The 17,989-nt window shown below is 66.4% G+C and carries 16 protein-coding genes, 1 tRNA gene and 1 pseudogene; 8 read left to right on the top strand and 10 right to left on the bottom strand.

The window, feature by feature from the left end; all coding sequences use genetic code 11:
• The first annotated feature begins 59 nt into the window (after positions 1 to 59).
• The 4 genes from ACTIMF_RS14595 to ACTIMF_RS14580 all read left to right on the top strand — a co-directional run bounded on the left by ACTIMF_RS14595 (position 60) and on the right by ACTIMF_RS14580 (position 3,766).
• On the top strand, positions 60 to 833 hold the full coding sequence (locus ACTIMF_RS14595; protein WP_442351020.1) for a cyclic nucleotide-degrading phosphodiesterase: 774 nt from the start codon (positions 60 to 62) through the stop codon (positions 831 to 833).
• A 144-nt stretch (positions 834 to 977) separates the two neighbouring features.
• On the top strand, positions 978 to 2,345 hold the full coding sequence (locus tag ACTIMF_RS14590) for a GDSL-type esterase/lipase family protein (RefSeq protein WP_442351019.1): 1,368 nt from the start codon (positions 978 to 980) through the stop codon (positions 2,343 to 2,345).
• A 54-nt stretch (positions 2,346 to 2,399) separates the two neighbouring features.
• The gene (gene rph, locus ACTIMF_RS14585) at positions 2,400 to 3,158 is read left to right on the top strand and encodes a ribonuclease PH (protein ID WP_442351018.1); all 759 of its coding nucleotides are present in this window, start codon (positions 2,400 to 2,402) and stop codon (positions 3,156 to 3,158) included.
• Positions 3,155 to 3,766, top strand: a complete 612-nt coding sequence (locus ACTIMF_RS14580; protein ID WP_442351017.1) for a non-canonical purine NTP pyrophosphatase — start codon at positions 3,155 to 3,157, stop codon at positions 3,764 to 3,766. The genes rph and ACTIMF_RS14580 overlap by 4 nt, the downstream gene beginning before the upstream one ends.
• Before the next feature lie 268 nt (positions 3,767 to 4,034).
• Here ACTIMF_RS14580 and ACTIMF_RS14575 read toward each other — a convergent pair whose 3' ends face one another.
• The 4 genes from ACTIMF_RS14575 to ACTIMF_RS14560 all read right to left on the bottom strand — a co-directional run bounded on the left by ACTIMF_RS14575 (position 4,035) and on the right by ACTIMF_RS14560 (position 6,978).
• On the bottom strand, positions 4,035 to 4,406 hold the full coding sequence (locus tag ACTIMF_RS14575; RefSeq protein WP_442351016.1) for a DUF3817 domain-containing protein: 372 nt from the start codon (positions 4,404 to 4,406) through the stop codon (positions 4,035 to 4,037).
• 20 nt (positions 4,407 to 4,426) lie between these two features.
• Positions 4,427 to 4,831, bottom strand: a complete 405-nt coding sequence (locus ACTIMF_RS14570; protein ID WP_442351015.1) for a transcriptional regulator — start codon at positions 4,829 to 4,831, stop codon at positions 4,427 to 4,429.
• Entirely contained in the window at positions 4,828 to 5,511 is a 684-nt protein-coding gene (locus ACTIMF_RS14565; RefSeq protein ID WP_442351014.1) for a phosphatase PAP2 family protein, read from the bottom strand. Before ACTIMF_RS14565 ends, ACTIMF_RS14570 begins: the two co-directional genes overlap by 4 nt.
• 126 nt (positions 5,512 to 5,637) lie before the next feature.
• Positions 5,638 to 6,978, bottom strand: a complete 1,341-nt coding sequence (locus ACTIMF_RS14560) for an NAD(P)-binding domain-containing protein (protein ID WP_442351037.1) — start codon at positions 6,976 to 6,978, stop codon at positions 5,638 to 5,640.
• A gap of 256 nt (positions 6,979 to 7,234) precedes the next feature.
• Between ACTIMF_RS14560 and ACTIMF_RS14555 the strand changes: the two are divergent.
• Positions 7,235 to 8,202 (top strand): annotated as a pseudogene (locus tag ACTIMF_RS14555) (acyl-CoA thioesterase).
• Positions 8,203 to 8,240: 38 nt separating this feature from the next.
• On the opposite strand, the gene ACTIMF_RS14550 reads toward ACTIMF_RS14555, so the two are convergent.
• Positions 8,241 to 8,322 (bottom strand) — tRNA-Leu (locus tag ACTIMF_RS14550).
• A 49-nt stretch (positions 8,323 to 8,371) separates the two neighbouring features.
• On the opposite strand from ACTIMF_RS14550, the gene ACTIMF_RS14545 reads away from it, so the two are divergent.
• Positions 8,372 to 9,874: a DUF7782 domain-containing protein gene (locus ACTIMF_RS14545; protein WP_442351013.1), complete on the top strand. Its 1,503-nt coding sequence runs from the start codon at positions 8,372 to 8,374 to the stop codon at positions 9,872 to 9,874.
• Between the two features lie 27 nt (positions 9,875 to 9,901).
• Here the strand turns inward: ACTIMF_RS14545 and ACTIMF_RS14540 are convergent, their stop codons facing one another.
• Positions 9,902 to 10,564, bottom strand: a complete 663-nt coding sequence (locus tag ACTIMF_RS14540) for a lysophospholipid acyltransferase family protein (protein ID WP_442351012.1) — start codon at positions 10,562 to 10,564, stop codon at positions 9,902 to 9,904.
• Between the two features lie 76 nt (positions 10,565 to 10,640).
• On the opposite strand from ACTIMF_RS14540, the gene ACTIMF_RS14535 reads away from it, so the two are divergent.
• The gene (locus ACTIMF_RS14535) at positions 10,641 to 11,153 is read left to right on the top strand and encodes a TetR/AcrR family transcriptional regulator (protein WP_442351011.1); all 513 of its coding nucleotides are present in this window, start codon (positions 10,641 to 10,643) and stop codon (positions 11,151 to 11,153) included.
• Positions 11,154 to 11,249: 96 nt separating this feature from the next.
• On the opposite strand, the gene ACTIMF_RS14530 is transcribed toward ACTIMF_RS14535, so the two are convergent.
• The 3 genes from ACTIMF_RS14530 to ACTIMF_RS14520 are packed head-to-tail and all read right to left on the bottom strand — an operon-like array spanning position 11,250 to position 15,446.
• A complete protein-coding gene (locus tag ACTIMF_RS14530; protein WP_442351010.1) occupies positions 11,250 to 12,482 on the bottom strand; it encodes a trans-sulfuration enzyme family protein in 1,233 nt (410 codons plus the stop codon).
• On the bottom strand, positions 12,479 to 13,609 hold the full coding sequence (gene opgC, locus ACTIMF_RS14525; RefSeq protein WP_442351009.1) for an OpgC domain-containing protein: 1,131 nt from the start codon (positions 13,607 to 13,609) through the stop codon (positions 12,479 to 12,481). The genes ACTIMF_RS14530 and opgC overlap by 4 nt, the downstream gene beginning before the upstream one ends.
• 46 nt (positions 13,610 to 13,655) lie before the next feature.
• Positions 13,656 to 15,446 (bottom strand): AMP-dependent synthetase/ligase, encoded by a 1,791-nt coding sequence (locus ACTIMF_RS14520; protein ID WP_442351008.1) that lies wholly within the window; start codon positions 15,444 to 15,446, stop codon positions 13,656 to 13,658.
• A gap of 116 nt (positions 15,447 to 15,562) precedes the next feature.
• Here ACTIMF_RS14520 and ACTIMF_RS14515 point away from each other — a divergent pair, with 116 nt between their 5' ends.
• The gene (locus ACTIMF_RS14515; RefSeq protein ID WP_442351007.1) at positions 15,563 to 17,320 is read left to right on the top strand and encodes a DEAD/DEAH box helicase; all 1,758 of its coding nucleotides are present in this window, start codon (positions 15,563 to 15,565) and stop codon (positions 17,318 to 17,320) included.
• Positions 17,321 to 17,344: 24 nt separating this feature from the next.
• On the opposite strand, the gene ACTIMF_RS14510 is transcribed toward ACTIMF_RS14515, so the two are convergent.
• Positions 17,345 to 17,935 carry a TetR/AcrR family transcriptional regulator gene (locus ACTIMF_RS14510; protein ID WP_442351006.1) on the bottom strand — a complete coding sequence of 197 codons (591 nt, stop codon included), beginning with the start codon at positions 17,933 to 17,935 and terminating at the stop codon, positions 17,345 to 17,347.
• Positions 17,936 to 17,989: the final 54 nt, after the last annotated feature.

Here is a 17,989-nt window from a genome sequence, read left to right as displayed (position 1 = left end):
CGATCACCCGACAACCGTTCGATGCTTGAATCCGGGTAGGGCATGGCAAAGTGGGGCGTATGCGATTGACGGTGCTCGGGTGTTCCGGGAGTGTGAACGGCCCCGGGGCCGCATGCTCGGGATACCTGCTTCAGGCCGACGGCCACCAGCCGGTGCTGATCGACTGCGGGCACGGCGTGTTCGGCGAGTTGCTGCAGCACGCGGACCCGAACCACGTCGCCGTTCTGCTGAGTCACCTGCACGCCGACCACTGCATGGATCTACCCGCGATGCTCGTCTGGCGGCGGTGGGCTCCGGACTGCGCGACCGAGCGATCGATTCTCTACGGGCCGACCGGTACGGCGTTGCGTATCGGCGCGGGTTCATCGGAGTACCCGGGTCAGGTCGATGACATCTCCGACACCTATGAAATCCGCGAATGGGTCGACCGGGAGGCCGTCGACCTCCACGGCCTGCACATCGAGCCGTTCAAGGTGGATCATCCGCCGAGCACCTACGGGCTGCGGATCACCGGCCCGGACGGGGAGGTGTTCGCCTACAGCGGCGACACCGGCGTGTGCGACGAGGTGGTCGACCTCGCCCGCGACGCCGACCTGTTTCTGTGTGAGGCCTCGTGGACACATGCGCCCGAGGACCGTCCCGTCGGCCTGCACCTGTCCGGGACCGAGGCGGGACGCGTTGCCGCTCGCGCGTCGGCTCGTTCGCTCGCGCTGACGCACATCGTCCCGTGGGCCGACTCGGACGCCATCCTGGACGAGGCCTCAGTCGAGTACCTCGGACCGCTCCAATTGGTCCATCAGGGACAGGTCATCGAGGTTCGCTCGCCGCTGTAGACGGTGAGCCGCTGCACCCAGGGCGTGACCGTTGCTGCCCAGAGCATCACTTAGTGCACAGGCCCCGGCCCTGAGCACAATCTTCTGCCCTGGGCATATCAGGGTGGAAAGCGGTCGCGTCACGAGCCGTGCCATGCTCGAAGCATGGCGAAGCGATTGATCGACGCGCTCCTCATCGTCGTCGCGACCGGAATCGCGATCACCGTCGCCTTGTGGGTCACGCCGATGCAGACGGTCGAGGCGGTCGGTCAGACGATCCGGGTCGGGGCGACGTCTCCGACGTGGTCGTGGAGCGGCCCGGGGCAGGTCGACCTGTTCGGGCAGGAACTGCCGACCACCGTCGACTTCTCGGGACCGATCAGGCCACGTCTCGAGCTGACCGACCTCCAACTGACCGAGCAGCTGACCGGTCTCGCAGGTCCGGACAGCGATGAATCCACGCGTTCCGCGGCGCAGAGCGAGTTGACCGACGCACTGATCACGGGGTGGCGGAACTATCTGATCCTGCAGGTCTTGATCGTCGCAGCGATCACCGTGCTGCTGCTCGGAGCCGTTGCCGGATGGCAGCGACGATCGATGCGACCGTCGATCGCGTTCGTCGTGGTCGGTGCACTGGTCGCAGTGACGATCAACATCGGCGCATTCGTCGCCACCGCGTTAGCCACCTCCGACGAGTTGCGCGAGATCGACTCGCTGGCCTCACTGGTCGGAGCGGCTCCGTCGGCGACGCCTGCGCCTCGTGCTGCTCCGGCCGGCGAGGCGGGGAAGGTCGTGGTGATCGGCGACTCCACAGCGGCCGGGATCGGGAACCCGGCATTGGCCGACCCGACGCCTGAGGACACGGCGTGCGAGCGGACCAGCGGATCGTTCGCGGCGGCCCTGGACCGTTCCACCGATTGGGGTGTGACGAATCTGGCCTGCAGCAGCGCGACCATCCGGGAAGGGCTGCTCGGCGACCAGGAGCGAGGCGGCGGACAGGTGCCGCCGCAGTTGGCGCGAGCACTCGAGGCAGCGCCGGGGGCGCTGATCATCAGTGTCGGCGCGAACGACGTCCGCTGGTCGCAGATGATCGGTCTGTGCGCCACGCTGCCGGACTGCGGCGGGGCCGCCTCGGACGCGTACTTCCGGCAGCAGTTGAGTGCATTCACGCGCGATTATCTAGTTCTGCTCACCCAGTTGCGGTCGGTGCCGGACCCGCCGACAGTGATCATCAATCAGTACTACGACCCGCTGTCGGGCGACACCGACTGCGTCCGGGATCTCGGCATCACGGCGGGCAAGGAAGAGATCCTCCGCGGGTGGCTGCAGTCGATGAACACCGTCCTCGCCGAGGGGGCCCGTGCGTCGTCGTTCCAGACCGCTCAGCCGTCCTTCGCAGGTCACGGTGTGTGCGCGAAGGATCCGTTCGTGCAGTCGATAGACGGAGCCGAGCCTCTGCACCCGACCACCGCGGGTGGTCTGGCGATAGCGCTCGCGGACCAGGCGGCGCTCCTCGAGTCCGGGTTCCGGTAACTGTGGGACGCGCCGCCCCGTGCGCTCGGCAGCGGTCCAGATAGACTCGCGAGGGTGAGCACACGAGAAGACGGCAGGGCCGACAACGAGTTGCGCCCCATCAAATTCACCCGCGGATTCACCTCGCATCCGGCGGGATCGGTTCTAGTGGAATTCGGGAACACGCGTGTCATGTGCACCGCGTCGGTCACCGAAGGAGTTCCGTCCTGGCGACGCGGCTCCGGTCTCGGTTGGCTTACCGCGGAGTACTCGATGCTTCCCGCAGCCACCCACGAGCGGAACAAGCGTGAATCGGTGCGTGGAAAGATCGGCGGCCGCACCCACGAGATCAGTCGCCTCGTCGGTCGGTCGTTGCGCGCATGCATCGACCTCGCGGCGCTCGGCGAGAACACCGTCGCCATCGACTGCGACGTGCTGCAGGCCGACGGCGGCACCCGGACCGCAGCGATCACCGGCGCGTATGTAGCGCTCGCCGACGCCGTCGCCTGGCTCGGCGCTGCGGGCAAGCTCAACGATCCGCAGCCGCTGTCGTGCGTCATCGCCGCTATCAGCGTCGGAGTCGTCGACGGTCGGGTCCGCCTTGACCTCCCGTACGAGGAGGACTCACGCGCCGAGGTCGACATGAACGTCGTCGCCACCGACGCGGGAACCCTCGTCGAGCTCCAGGGCACCGGCGAAGGCGCGACCTTCCCCCGTCGCACCCTCGACGCCATGCTCGACGTCGCGACCGCGGGCATCGAACAGATCGTGCAGGCTCAGCGCGATGCGCTCGCAGCGCCGTACCCGGGCGTTCTGCCCACTCCGTCGAAGTGACCACCCGCGTTCTACTCGCATCGGGGAACGCGAAGAAGCTCGCCGAACTTCGGCGCATGGTGGACGGTGCCGCGATCAGCGGTATTGATGTGCTCGGACTCGGCGACGTCGACGCCTATCCCGAGCCGGTCGAGGACGGGGCGTCATTCGAGGAGAATGCGTTGATCAAAGCGCGTGAAGCGGTGGCACGCACCGGCCTTCCGTCGCTTGCCGACGATTCCGGGATCGCCGTCGACGCGCTCAACGGCATGCCGGGCATCCTGTCCGCACGGTGGAGCGGCGGTAAAGGAGATGCCGCGAACAACGAGTTGTTGCTCGCGCAGATCGCCGACACCCCGGAGCATCGACGTGGAGCAGCGTTCGTGTCGGTCTGCGCGCTCGTCCTTCCGGACGGCTCCGAGACCGTCGTACGAGGTGAGTGGCGTGGGGCGATCGTGCGGGAGAGCCGCGGTACGGGTGGCTTCGGCTACGACCCGCTATTTCTGCCACACGACGTCACCGACGGGCGGACCGCAGGCGAACTGAGCCCGGCCGAGAAGGATGTGCGCAGCCATCGGCACCGGGCATTGGTGCAATTGCTGCCCACCCTGGCGAGACTCGCGGGCTGAGGGGGTCTCGACTCCGCTCGACCAGCGGTAGCTGTCTCGCAGACTCCGCTCGACCAGCGGGAGCTGTCTCGCAGACTGCGCTCGACCAGCGGGAGCTGTCTGGCAGACTGCGCTCGACCAGCGGTAGCTGTCTGGCAGACTGCGCTCGACCAGCGGGAGCTGTCTGGCAGACTGCGCTCGACCAGCGGGAGCTGTCTGGCAGACTGCGCTCGACCAGCGGGAGCTGTCTGGCAGACTCCGCTTGACCAGCGGGGCGATAGATCGGGGGTCAGAGGTCGTACTGCGCCTTCACTTCGCGGGTGCGGACGTGCTCGAAGTAGAACGACAGGAACGGGATGGTTCCGGCGATGGCGGTCGCGATCAACTTGCCGATCGGCCAGCGCACGCGGATGCTCAGATCGACCGTCATGATCAGGTAGATGAAGTAGATCCAGCCGTGTGCCACGCCGACCCAGCCGAAGCCGTCGGCACCGAAGCCGTAATTCGCGATCACCTCGGCCACGAGCAGCAGCAGCCAGACACCAGTGACCCAGGCGAGTACGCGGTATCGCAGCAGGGCACCGCGTACCCGGGACTTCTGGGCCTCGGGGACGGTCGCCGTCGTCACTGACGTGGGGGAGTCGAGATTGTCATCGGTCACGTGTCGATCCTTCGGTGCAGTCAGGCGTCGTCGCGCCGGTCGTTGAGTTCGCTGAGATACCGGTTGTACTCGGCCATTTGGTCGTCCGGCGCATCATCGAGCGGGGCGAGTATCGGGTCGGCCGCATCCGGCCGGGGAGGCAGGACGCCCTCGGGGATCTCGGTGGGACCGCGTTTGGCAGTCTCTTCGACGAATCCGTCCGGGTCGGCCTCCATCACCACGAACCGTCGGTACGCGTAGACCACGGCGATCGCGAAGGCCGGCCATTGCAGGGCGTACCCGAGATTCTGGAAGCTGCCGGACGTCGACTCGAAACGTCCCCACTGCCACCAGGCGAGCGCGAGGCAAGCACCAGCGGCGACGACGACCAGGGCGATCAACGCGGGTCGGTGTCGCTTCTGGATAGGGGAAGGTGCTTCGGTCACGACCTCCACGGTACCTGTCGCGCGGAAGCGGCCTGCCTCACAGCACCGGTGCGACCCGCGTGCCCAGCAGTCATCGCGCTCACCGATCGCCCACGCACGGGGAGCACGCATTCAGCAGCGAATGCCGCCGCCACGGCGACCAGCCAGCCGCCGATCACGTCCGACGGCCGATGCCACTGCAGTCCGACGACCGCGACCGACACGGCGGTCGCCCCCACGAGCGAGCAGGCGGTCACCAGACCCCGGATCCGTGCCGGGCTTACCGCGATGAGTGCGAACGCGGCGGCGCCGAAGGCGGCGACAGTGTTTGACGGGAAGGAGTTGTTCGCCGCGCCGACACCGAGCGCTGGACGCTCGAGGCCGGTCTTGAGTGCAATCGCGGCCACGACCGCGCCGATGACGAGGATCGCAGCGTGCGCGGCAAGACGTACCGACCGGCGACCAGCACAGATCACCCCGAGGACCAAACCGATTCCCGCGAGCACCGCCAACTGATGATCGCCGAGCCACCCGCTCGTTGGGGCGTCGCTCCCGAAGTGCGTCGCCCACGACTGCATCGTCTGCTCGTCAGACGCCTGGCCTGGGTACGACCGGACGAACACGGCGAACGTTCCGGCGAGGAGCGCGAGCGCTATGAGGGCGCCCGCGAACGCGGTCGCGCGGCGGGTGATGGCGGACATGACCTCCACCGTGCCCTAATCAGGTCCCCGGATGCATCCACGTCGGCGTCGGAGTGTCGCGATCGCGTCGAAATGAGCCCGGTACTGCCAATCCCATCGGGGCAGACGTGACGTTCCCGACAGTCCTCAGGCCGGGTCGGGAGCGTCCTGCGCTTCGTCCGCGGTCGGCTGGGCAGACAGGTACCGCTCGCGGGAGTCGTCGAGCTCGTCGAGCCACGCGGTGTGGTGGACCGTCGCCATCGTTCCCGTCATCACCGACCGGTACGGCTGATCACGGTAAGTGAGGATGTTCGTCTTCTTGTCCTTCTTCCACGCGAGGAACGTGTCGACGACCTCTTCGAGATCGAACATCGGATAGTCGGTCTGCTCGATGAGATCGCGGACGTAAGCGGCTTGGAAGCGGACGGCCGCTGGGTCGTCGTCGACCTCGGCGTAAGCGGTCAGCCACTCGTCGATGTGCGCCTGTCGGGCGTCCGCGTCGGGTAGCTCGAAGCTGCCGAGGATCACGTCGCGCACAAACCACGCCTGCGCGTCGAACATGTTGAATGTGAACCACTGGTCCTGTGCACCCAGGTAGTGGATCTGCGGATTCGCCTGCCACGTCACGCCCCGGTACAGGCCTGCCGGGTACAGGTTGTTCGGCGAATCGACCTGGGCCTCGTGCGGGAGGAACGGGTAGTGGTGCAGGTAGCCGGTGCACAGGATCACGGCGTCGAATTCGCGTGAGGAGCCGTCGACGAACGTCGCAGTCGATCCGTCGAACCGTACGACCTGGGGCACCTCGTCGACGCCCTCCGGCCATGCGAACCCCTGAGGGCCGGATCGGTAGCTCATGGTGACGTGCCGCGCGCCCATCTTGTGCGACTGGATGCCGATGTCCTCGGCCGAGTACGAGCCGCCGATGAGGAGCAGTCGCTGCCCGGCGAATCGTTCGGCGCCGCGGAACTCGTGCGCGTGGATCACCTCACCGGGAAAGGTCTCGATGCCGTCGAAGTCGGGGACGTTGGGGAAAGAGAAGTGCCCGGTGGCGACGATGATTTCGTCGAACACCTCGGTAAGCGTCTTCTTGTTCTTCAAGTCGTCCACTGTGACGGTGAAAGTCTTTGTCTCATCGTCGAATTCAGTCCACCGAACGGCGTGAGCGAACAACACGCTGTCTTTGACGCCCGACTGTGCTGCCCGGCCGTCGATGTAGTCCCACAACACTTCACGCGGCGGATATGACGAGATCGGTCGGGCGAAGTGCTCATCGAATGTGTACTCGGCGAACTCGAGGGCTTCCTTCGGACCGTTGGACCACAGATTGCGATACATGCTCGAGTGCACGGGTTCGCCGTAGTGGTCGGTGCCGGTGCGCCAGGTGAAGTTCCACTGGCCGCCCCAGTCGTCCTGCTTCTCGTAGCAGACGATGTCGGGCACGTCGACGCCGCGGCCTTCCGCGGACTTGAAAGCGCGCAGGGCGGCCATGCCGCTCGGCCCCGCGCCAATGATGGCAATCCTTCTTCTCTGCTGCACAAATCCCTTCCCACCCGCGAGAATCTCCCCGGATGTCACGTCCACTGTCGGCAGCGAGCGTTGCGGAAGTCAACTTCGCACCGACGCGACGCTTCCGGTGTCGTCAGCGTTACCTGTAGATGACCGATTCCTCGCAAGGCTGCCCCGCCGACCAGTGCGTTCGCCGCAGTCACCACGATTGTTCCAACCGACCGGAGGGACGTCGACGATGAACGACCGTCAGATCACGCTGCGATTCATGGCGGCACCGACAGATGTGGCGACGATCGGCGGTGGCGTGCGCGGCGGCCGGATCCTCGAATGGGTCGACAAGGCCGCCTACGCGTGCGCAGCTGCGTGGTCGGGCGGATACAGCGTGACCGCGTACGTCGGAAACACCAGTTTCGGCCGCGACATCGCTTCCGGTGACCTCGTCGAGGTAACGGCCACTCTCATCCACACCGGACGGACGAGTATGCACATCGAATGCGAAGTGCGGTCGGCAGATCCACGTGTCGGCACCTTCACACAAGCGAGCCGATGCTTGCTCGTGTTCGTCGCTGTCGACGAGGGCGGGACTCCGGCGCCGGTGCGGCAGTGGGTGCCGATGTGCGCCGAGGACGTCGCCCGGGACAGATTCGCGTGCGACCGCTCGGAGATCCGCACCAGGATCACCGCGGCGATGGCCGGGGCCGACTACTCCGGCGCGACCGCCGCTCAGGAGGCATCGACCCGATTCCTCGCGGCGCCGACCGACGTCAATTGGGGCGGTAAGGCACACGGTGGCCGCGTGATGGGGTGGATTGACGACGCCGCCTACCTGTGCGCGGTCCGGTGGTGGTCGGGTCGGGGGAGGCGGTCACTGTGTATATGGGCGGTGTCCGCTTCTACCGGCCGATTCACATCGGTCAGGTGGTCGACGTGAGCGCGCGCCTGATTCACACCGGCCGCCAGACGATGCATGTCGCCGTCCACGTCTACGCGCACTGGCCGCGCGAAGGTACGCACACGAGACTGCTTGCGGCCCATGGCCTCACTGTTCTCGCTGCGCTCGACACCGTTGGCGATGCGACAGACGTCCTGCCTTGGGCGCCGCAACTGCCGAAGGACGTCGCGCTCGACCTTCATGCGCGAGAACTGATCGCCATTCGTGGGCGCAGATCGCCTGCGGCGGAACACCGGATGGTCGAGATCTAGGGTGGTCGAGATCTAGGAGGACTGAGTGTCGACCTCTGTGCGCGAGGGGGGACTTGAACCCCCACGTCCTGAGACACTGGAACCTAAATCCAGCGCGTCTGCCAATTCCGCCACTCGCGCATGCACGCGCCGCACGCGTGCATGAACACTGTACCGGTAGTCTCGGGCCGTGACGGCATACCCTCTCGCTGACTCCGCCCTCGTCGATGCGCTCGGCAATGCCTTGCGCTCAGCCGATTTCTCGTCGGACGGGGTCGCTGGGCTCCTCGGTGATCAAGCGAGTGCAGCGCTTCTGAACGGAACGTGGTGGCCCGCACTGCATGCGACCCGTCGAGCACCCGCGGACAAGCAGGCGCTCGCCACCCTCGTCCGGCTGTTTCTGCTCGGCTCCACCGAGCCCGAATCACAGGTCGAGGCCGCTTTCGCCGGAGTCGCCGTCGGTGCGCTCGTCGACGACGGAGTTCTCGCCCGCGAGCAGGACGGGATCCGCGCGCTCCTTGACATCCGGCCGCACGGCAGCGACGACGTCGACTACCTGGTCGTCGCCGACCAGGACGCGTCGATGCGTCCTGGCGCGGTAGCGCACGACCACGTGCTCGGTATTGGGGGCGCATCGATGTCGTTGGCGCAGGCTGTGATTCGCTCGCCCGCCGCGCGCGCACTTGATCTCGGAACCGGCTGTGGAGTCCAGGCACTCCATATGAACGGACACTGCGGCGAGATCGTCGCCACGGACACGAACCCGCGAGCCCTCGCACTCGCGGAGGCGACGGCGCGTCTCAACGGAATGGCGTGGGACCTCCGGGAGGGGAGTCTTTTCGAGCCCGTCGCGGGAGAGACCTTCGACCTGATCGTGTCGAACCCGCCGTTCGTCGTCGGCAGCGGGGGCCAGGACTACATCTACCGCGATTCCGGCATCGTCGGCGACGGGGTCAGTCGCGAGCTCATCGAGAACGCCGGAGAACACCTGAAGCCGGGCGGCATCGCCCAGATGCTCGCCAACTGGATCGTCCACGACGAGGAGGAGTGGGATCAACGCGTCCGCTCGTGGGTCGAGACGAGCGGACTCGACGCGTGGGTCGTGCAACGCGAACTCGCCGACCCGATCACCTATGTGTCCCTTTGGGTTTCGGATGCAGGCGAGTCCCCGGCCGATGCGGCCCGCCGCGGCGCCGACTGGCTCGACTGGTTCGAGCGCGAAGGGATCGTCGGCATCGGTATGGGATCGGTGACGTTGCGCAAGCCTGTCGAGACCCGCCCCGCGGACGTCGTCATCGAGGAGATCACCGCTGCGGGACAAGAGGTCACCGGCTTCGAGGCGCAGGCGTGGTTCTCCCGGCGCGACTTTCTGCGAACGACGACCGGCGACGACCTCCTGGCTGCCCGACTTCGGTCGTCGCCGGTCTTCTTGGAGTCCCAGTCGCTACCGAGCGACGACGGCTGGCAGCAGGTCGGTGCATCCGTGACCCGGCCGGGCGGCCCGGGCGCAGTGCTAGGTGTGGACGAAGTCCTCACCGCACTCATCGCGGGGTGCCGCGGCGAAGTGCCGCTCGGCGCACTCCTGACTCTGCTGGCAGAGTTCCACGGCGTCGACGCCGAGGCGCTCACCCAAGCAGCCATGCCGAGTGTTCGCGAGGCGATCGGGAGAGGCATCCTCTTCGTCGTCGAGTGACGGCGGAGGACAGTTCCCGCACGGGAGTCACCGACGGGCGTACTCGTCGACGTAGTCGAGCTCACCGAGCTCGCAGATCGCGGTCATGAGCCGGTCCGTCCCTGTACGGATGTCGCAGTCGGAGCCGAGGAGTTCTGACGCGTCGACTGGGTCGCCGATCCGGACAGTCACGCGGCCAGGGACTACTCGCCGGCCAGCACGCGGATTGACCTCGGCGGTCCCGTGTAGGGCGACGGGAATCACTCGCACGCCCGGCGCCTGCGCCGCGACCCGCATCGCTCCGGTGTGACCGCGGTGAAGACGGCCGTCCGACGAGCGGGTGCCCTCCGGGTAGATCGCCCAGACGTCTCCGCGCACGAGGGTGCGTCGGGCGGCGGCGAGCGCAGCGGTGTCACCTGATCGGTCCACCGGGATCTGGCCGGTGCCGACGAAAAACGCCCGAGACGCGAGGCCGCGAGCGCCGGGGGCGGTGAAGTACTCGGCCTTGGCGAAGAACGAGAGCCGTCGCCGGATCGCCAAGGCCAGGACGAGCGAGTCGATCTCGGCGAGGTGATTCGCTGCGACTATCAGCGGCCCACGCGCCGGGACGTTGTCCGCACCGATCACCACCAGGTCGAGTCGCCTGCGAAGAGCCGGGCCGAGGAGGACGTGCTTGCAGAGCGGATACAGCAGACGCGGTGCGATCGGCACGAAGCCTCCATATGTAGACGGCGATAGTAGACGTTGTCTACTAGACAGTCTGGGCGAAGGGATAGACACTGTCAACATGGCTGAAGGTACAAGGGATCGGCTCGTCGCGGCAGGCGTCGCGATTGTCGACGAACAGGGGTTCGGTGAGGTCGGAGTGCGGTCCGTCGCATCCAGGGTCGGTGTCTCCCACGGTGCGCCGCGCCGCTACTTCGCTACGCGCGACGCTCTCCTCGCCGCAATCGCCGCCGAAGGCGTCGCGGACCTCGACGCAGTGCTCCGCCCGACGATCGCAGTCGGTGTCGGCGCTGCAGCCGTCGCCTACTGGCGCTTCGCGAACGAGCGACCCGGAATGTTCGAACTGATCTTCCGCCACGACGTCCTCGATGGAGCAGGAGGGCGGTTGCGGGAGACGACTGGCAGATGGTTCGCCGCCCTCGTTGACGAGATCGGCGACCCCGAACAGGCTTTGACCTGTTGGTCGGCTGTTCACGGGCTCTGCGTCCTTGCTGCGACACAGGTGCCCGACGCCGTCGGCGCCACCGTGGACGAGTCGGTCGTGTGGCGCGTGGCCGAGCGACTTGCACGGTGAACACCGCCAGGCGCGGATCCGCTCACCTGCGATGCGTTCGCTCATCGTCCGACGTGAGCGAACGCCGCTGAAGTGAGCGAAGCCTATCGAGGGCCGTCAGGAGACGGCGTCGAGGGCGGCGGCGAGGTCCGCGCGTAGGTCCGCGACGTCTTCCAGGCCGACGGAGAAGCGGAGGTGGCCGTACCTTCGGAAGCCGTCCGGGTAGGCGGCGACGCGAGGCCCCGTGGTCCCCACGTGGACGATCAGGGACTCGTCGTGGCCGACGGAGACCGCTGAAGTGATGACGCGCAGGGCGGCGACGAAACGGTTCTGCAGGTCTGGGTCGCCCTTCAATGCGAACGACATGATCCCGCCGAATCCTGCGTCCGGGCTCGCGGCGCCGCCGAACTGGCGGATCGCGGTCTCGTGCTGCGGATGGGACTCGAGTCCCGGGTACGCGACGTAGGCGATTCGCTCGTCAGACTCCAGGTATCGAGCCAGGTCGAGCGCCGACGCCTGGTGCTGACGAAGTCGCAGTGGCAACGTCACCGAACCGCGCATGATCAGCCATGCGTTGAACGGTGAGATGACGCCGCCGACGTCGACCATCGCTTCGGACCGGATCGGTTCGACGGCGTCGGTGTGGCCGACGACCGCGCCGCCCATCGCGTCGCCGTGCCCGTTGATGTACTTCGTCAGCGAATGCACGACGAGGTCGGCTCCGTGGTCGAGCGGACGGAACAGCGGCGGGGGAGTGAACGTCGAGTCGACGACGAGCAGGGCGTCGCCGGCATGCGCGATCTCTGCGAGCGCGGCGATGTCGGCGACCTTCGTCGTCGGATTCGCGATCACCTCGGTGACGATCAACCGCGTGTTCGGGCGCATCGCCGCACGCACCGCGTCGAGGTCGGCGATGTCGACGAACGTGGCCTCGATTCCGTATTTGCGGGGGAGCAGCGAGGTCCATAGCTTGTACGTCGCCTCGTAGGTGGCATCGGCGACGACGACGTGTTCGCCGACTGACACGTGGCCGAAGAACACGGCGTGCAGGGCGGCAACCCCCGACGCCAGGGCGACGGCGTCCTCGCCGTGATCGAGTGCCATCAACTTGTTCTGCAGCGCGATCTGGTTGACGCCGGTGTTGCGCGTGTACGTCAGATGCTCGGGGTTGGACCAGTCCATCGTCGATGGATCCTCGGGCAGGCGATACGAGTTGGCCATGGTGATCGGCACCCGAATCGCCGAGCCCTGCGTATCGGAGCCGGGTGAGTGGTTGCCGCCGTGGACACTCCACGTCTGTTCGCCGACGGTCGACGGATCCCGCCGATCGGGTCGTTGATTCGCTGTCATGACACCTTCTCTACTCGCCGAATCCGTGTCGACGCAGCACGCACGGCCCGCACGGGCAGTCGGTGCAGCTTGTCGATCCCGAACCGGGTGCGGGCCTCGGCCCACGCCCAACACATTGCGTAGACGCCCAGCGCGAGCCCGACGGCGACCCCCTGCGACCAGGGGCGCTCGATCAGCACCGCGGGAATCGCCAGGAGGCACGTCGCCTGGAGCACGTATGCGTCGAGACTCCGGGCGCCGGTCGAGACCAGCGGACGCAGCACATCGCGACGAGTCCAGCGTAGGACTCGCGTCAGCACGCCGTACAGGGTGGTTACGACTAGAAAGGCGACGACGACACGGACGGGGCCGAGTTGCACCTTGTCGATCAGGAACTCGGCGTTCGGCAGGATGTCGGGAGAGCGGATCACATCCTCGATCGTGAATGCGATCGCCAACGACACCGCGATCAGCACCGGGAGCGCGGTGTCGATCCGTTCCGGCATCCGCCACGACTTCCACTGCCAGCCGACGACCAAGGCCATCATGAACACGATCTGCCATGCCGCCCAGTTCTGAATGCCGTACCAGTCGGGCGCCGAGTGGATCATCATCCAGGACGCGGGCCACAGGTGGCTGCACACGTAGAGCACGATCGATGCGGCGGCGACGACCGGCCACAGTCCCCGCACCAGCAGCGTGATGGCGCCCACCGCGATCACCATCATGATCAGGTACATCAGCAGGATGTTGCCCCCGCTCGGGAGATACCGCAGGGTCAACGCCCACTCGATCTTCGACCCGATGTCGGGGCGATACGGCAGCACTGCGATCGCGCGGAACTCGGGGCCGGTCATCTCCGTTGCCACCCAGACGGCGACCAGCCCGATTACGGCCTGGCACACGTACAACACCGCGATCCGTCGTCCGAGACGAGTGATGCTGTAGCGCAATGAGAATCGTTGCGTCCACCGTCGGTGGACGATGCCGAGGACGAGCCCGGAGAGCAGAACGAACGCACTCATCCCGTCCATGTACGGGAACGAGTGCGTCGGCTCAGCGGCCCAGGTGCCGTCGGCGAAGTGAAGACTGACCATGCTCCAGATGGCCAAGCCCCGCAACGCATCGATCGCGAGGTCGCGCCTCACCGGACGGTAAGGCGTGACCCCGCGAACGGTGTCAGATCGGGTCGACTCACGTGTACAGGTCGGCGATAGCCTGCTTGTACGAGTCGTGGATGACGTTTCGCTTGAGCTTCATCGTCGGCGTCAGCTCGCCGCTCTCGATCGTGAAGTCGGTATCGAGTACTGAGTACTTCTTGATCGCCTCCGCGTTGGAGACCTTCGAATTCGCTTCCGCGACAGCGCCGTCCAGCTCAGCGCGGATATCGGGATTGGAGATCAGCTCCGACAGCGGGGTCGACGCGGGGAGCCCATGGCGGTCCAGCCAGCCGGGTAGCGCCTCGGGATCGAGGGTGATCAGTGCGGCGATGAACGGCTTCTGGTCGCCGACGACGAGACACTGGCTCACCAGTGGGTGGGCGCGGATGGAGTCCTCGAGCTGCGCGGGCGAGACGTTCTTTCCGCCCGCGGTGACGATCAGTTCCTTCTTGCGGCCGGTGATGAACAGGTAACCGTCCTCGAGGCGTCCGATGTCGCCGGTGTGGAACCAGCCGTCGCGGATGGCGTCAGCGGTCGCCTGCTCGTTCTGCCAGTAGCCGGAGAACACCATGCCGCCGCGAAGGAGGATCTCGCCGTCCTCCGCGATCTTCACCGTCACACCCGGCACCGGACGTCCGACCGAGCCGATGCGGCTGTGGTCCTCGTTGTTGGCGGTCACGGCTGCCGTCGTCTCGGACAGTCCATAGCCCTCGAACACCGGGATGCCCGCGCCGCGGAAGAAGTGGCCGAGACGGTCGCCGAGCGGCGCGCCGCCCGCGATCGCGCCCTCGCACTCGCCGCCGAGCGCGTCGCGAAGCTTGGTGTAGACAAGCTTGTCGAAGACCGCGTGCTTGATCTTGAGTGCCAGCCCTGCGCTGCCGGACTCGGTGGCCCGGCTGTATGCGATCGCCGTGTCGACCGCCTTGGCGAAGATCGCGCCCTTGCCGCCGTCGATCGCCTTCTGCTCGGCAGTGTTGAACACCTTCTCGAAGACGCGCGGCACCGACAGCACATAACTCGGCTTGAACACGGCGAGGTCGGCGACGAGGTTCGGAATGTCGTTGGTGTGGCCGAGGACGACGCCGTTCTCGACGCAGCCGACCGCGACGACGCGAGCGAAGACATGTGCGAGCGGCAGGAACAAGAGTGTGGACTTGCCCTCCTGCATGCCGTTGCCGACGGCTTCGGCGGTCGCAACGACCTCCTCGAGGAAGTTCTGATGCGTCAGCACAACGCCCTTGGGCCTGCCCGTGGTGCCGGATGTGTAGATCAGTGTCGCAGCGTCGGTGGCCTTCGCGTTTGCCTCGCGCTCGTCGAGCGCCGACGACGGAACGTCGGCGCCGCGCTTACGCAGCGAGTTCACCGCGCCGTCGTCGATGACGAGCGTCTCGCGCAGCGAGGTGGCCGCAGCGATGACCTCTTGGTGCTTGCTTCGGTGGCCTGCGTTCTCGACGATCAGAATCGATGAAGCCGAGTCGGTGAGGATCCACTCGACCTGATCGGGCGAGGACGTCTCGTAGATGGCGACCGTCGTAGCGCCGGCGCGCCAGATCGCGTAGTCGATGAGGCTCCACTCGTACCGTGTCCCCGACAGCAGTGCGACCCGGTCACCGGGCTGGACCCCCGCCGCGATCAATCCTTTCGCGACCTCGTCGACCTCGTCGGCGAACTGAGAGGCGGTGACTGTCACCCAATTGCCCGAGTCGGTGCGGCGCTTGAACAACGGCAGCGTCGGCCGCTGTGATCGGTAGTCCTGCAGTTTGGTGATCGTCGTCGTGTTCGGGTCGACGGTGGCGATGGAGGGAGTGGCGTACTCCTGCATCATGGAACCCCTTCGGCGAAATTGCGCAACTGAGACGGCGCTGGATATGTGAGTCGCACAGTACCGTAGAACGAGGTGAGGGGTATCACAGGCCTGTTTCGGGGTAGCATCTACAGGCGATGACTACCGAAAACCCTGATTCTGCCGCTCCCGATTCCACCAGCGGTTCCACCCCGGCCCCCACGTTCGACGATTTCGGTATCGACGACCGTGTGCGCGCGGCGATCGATGAGGTCGGATACGAGACCCCGTCGCCGATCCAGGCGGCCACCATTCCTCCCCTCATGAACGGCCGCGACGTCGTCGGCCTGGCCCAGACCGGCACCGGTAAGACTGCGGCGTTCGCAGTCCCGGTGCTGTCGAATCTCGACACGTCCGCACGCAAGCCACAGGCGCTCGTGCTGGCGCCGACTCGCGAACTCGCCCTGCAGGTCTCCGAGGCGTTCGGTCGCTATGCGAGCAAGATGCCCGAGGTCAAAGTCCTGCCGATCTACGGCGGACAGAGCTACGGCGTCCAGCTGGCCGGGCTGCGTCGCGGCGCCCAGGTGATCGTCGGAACCCCCGGCCGCGTGATCGACCACCTCGACAAGGGCACCCTGGATCTGTCCCAACTCGAGTTCCTGGTGCTCGACGAGGCCGACGAGATGCTCACCATGGGCTTCGCCGAAGACGTGGAGCGCATCCTCGCGGATACTCCCGATCGCAAGCAGGTCGCATTGTTCTCGGCGACGATGCCCGCGTCGATCGGGCGCCTCGCTCGCAAGTACCTCAACGATCCGCAAGAGGTCACAGTCAAGGCGAAAACCGGTACCGCGCAGAACATCACGCAGAAATACCTGCAGGTCTCGCATCACCGAAAGCTCGACGCGCTTACTCGCATCCTCGAGGTGGAGCAGTTCGACGGGATGATCATGTTCGTGCGCACCAAATCGGCGACGGAGGAGCTCGCCGAGAAGCTGCGTTCGCGCGGCCTGTCGGCGCAGGCGATCAACGGCGACATGGTGCAGGCTCAGCGTGAGCGCACCATCAACCAACTCAAAGACGGTTCGCTCGACATCCTGGTCGCGACCGATGTGGCCGCACGCGGTCTCGATGTGGACCGGATCTCGCATGTCGTCAATTACGACATCCCGCACGATGTCGAATCGTATGTGCACCGCATCGGACGCACCGGCCGGGCGGGACGGTCGGGCGTCGCGCTGCTGTTCGTCTCCCCGCGGGAGCGTCACCTGCTGCGCTCGATCGAACGGCACACTCGCCAGCAGCTCGAGGAGATGGACCTGCCGAGCGTCGAGGACGTGAACGCGCAGCGTGTCGTCAAGTTCGCGGACTCGATCACGGCGAACCTCGGATCGGACCATCTCGACATGTTCCGTGGGCTGGTGGAGAACTACGCTCGCGAGAACGACGTCACGATGGCCGACATCGCGGCCGCGCTCGCTCTCGAGTCGCGCGACGGTGCGTTTCTCATGGCTCCGGATCCGCCTGCCGGACAACGACGTGACCGCCCCGAGCGTGAGCGTCGTGAGCGCGCTCCGCGTGGTGGCGGTGGACAGTTCGCGACCTACCGGATCGCAGTCGGTCGCAAGCACAAGGTGTCGCCGGGTGCCATCGTCGGGGCGATCGCGAACGAGGGCGGTCTGACTCGCGGTGACTTCGGCAACATCAGTATCCGTGACGACTTCTCGCTCGTCGAGCTCCCGAACGATCTCGACCCGGAGACGCTCAACCTGCTCAAGCACACCAGGATCGGCAAGACGCCGATCGATCTGCGGGTGGACATGGGCGCCCCGCGCGGGCGCGGAGGCCAGAAGTACAACAAGCGTGACGGCTACAACAAGCGTTCGCCGCGCGTCGCCGGTCGGGGTCGGGGCTAGTGCCCAGGGGCTAGGGGGCTCTGGTCAGTCGGCGTCGATCACTCGCTGCAGTTGAGGCCCCCATAGGGCTATCACCTCGTCGCGGGTCAGGTCGGCGAAGAGTGGTACTCCAATGAGGTAGCGCATCGTCGCTACGCCGAACAACATGCTCACGGTGACGCGGGCCGTCTCCAACGAGACGCCTGCCGAATCGGCGACGAGCGGCACCATCTCGGTGGACGCGAACTCGCCGAAGGAGCTGGCACGGCTCTCGTCGTTGACCACCGACCGCAGCAGTCCCTGTAAGGCACTGCCGGTCTGCACGCCTTCCCACGCTCTCGTGAACTCGGTGATCATGCGTTCGCCGAGTTGGTCACGCGGTCCGTCGGTCGCACGTCGGACCTGCTCGGCCGGATCGATCGGTACCTCGAGGGCGGCGACGAAAAGGCCGTGCTTGCTTCCGAAGTAGTAGGGGACCAGTGCCACGTCCACTCCGGCTTCGGTGGCGACGGCGCGCATCGACGTGTTCTTGAACCCGTTGCGCCCGAACAGATTCTGAGCGGCGTGCAGGATATCGTCGCGGGTCGTGGAATCGCCCGCGCGCCGTCCGGGGCGACGAGAAGAGCTATCGGCCATGCGTCCCAGTGTAGCTACATTTCAACGCATGTTGACGCGCCGGGAGCATCGTCG

The sequence above is a fragment of the Gordonia sp. (in: high G+C Gram-positive bacteria) genome (assembly GCF_052106715.1).
Taxonomy (GTDB): Bacteria; Actinomycetota; Actinomycetes; order Mycobacteriales; family Mycobacteriaceae; genus Gordonia.
Note: the sequence above shows the minus strand (reverse complement) of the source record. Positions and strands in the feature narration are given on the sequence as shown.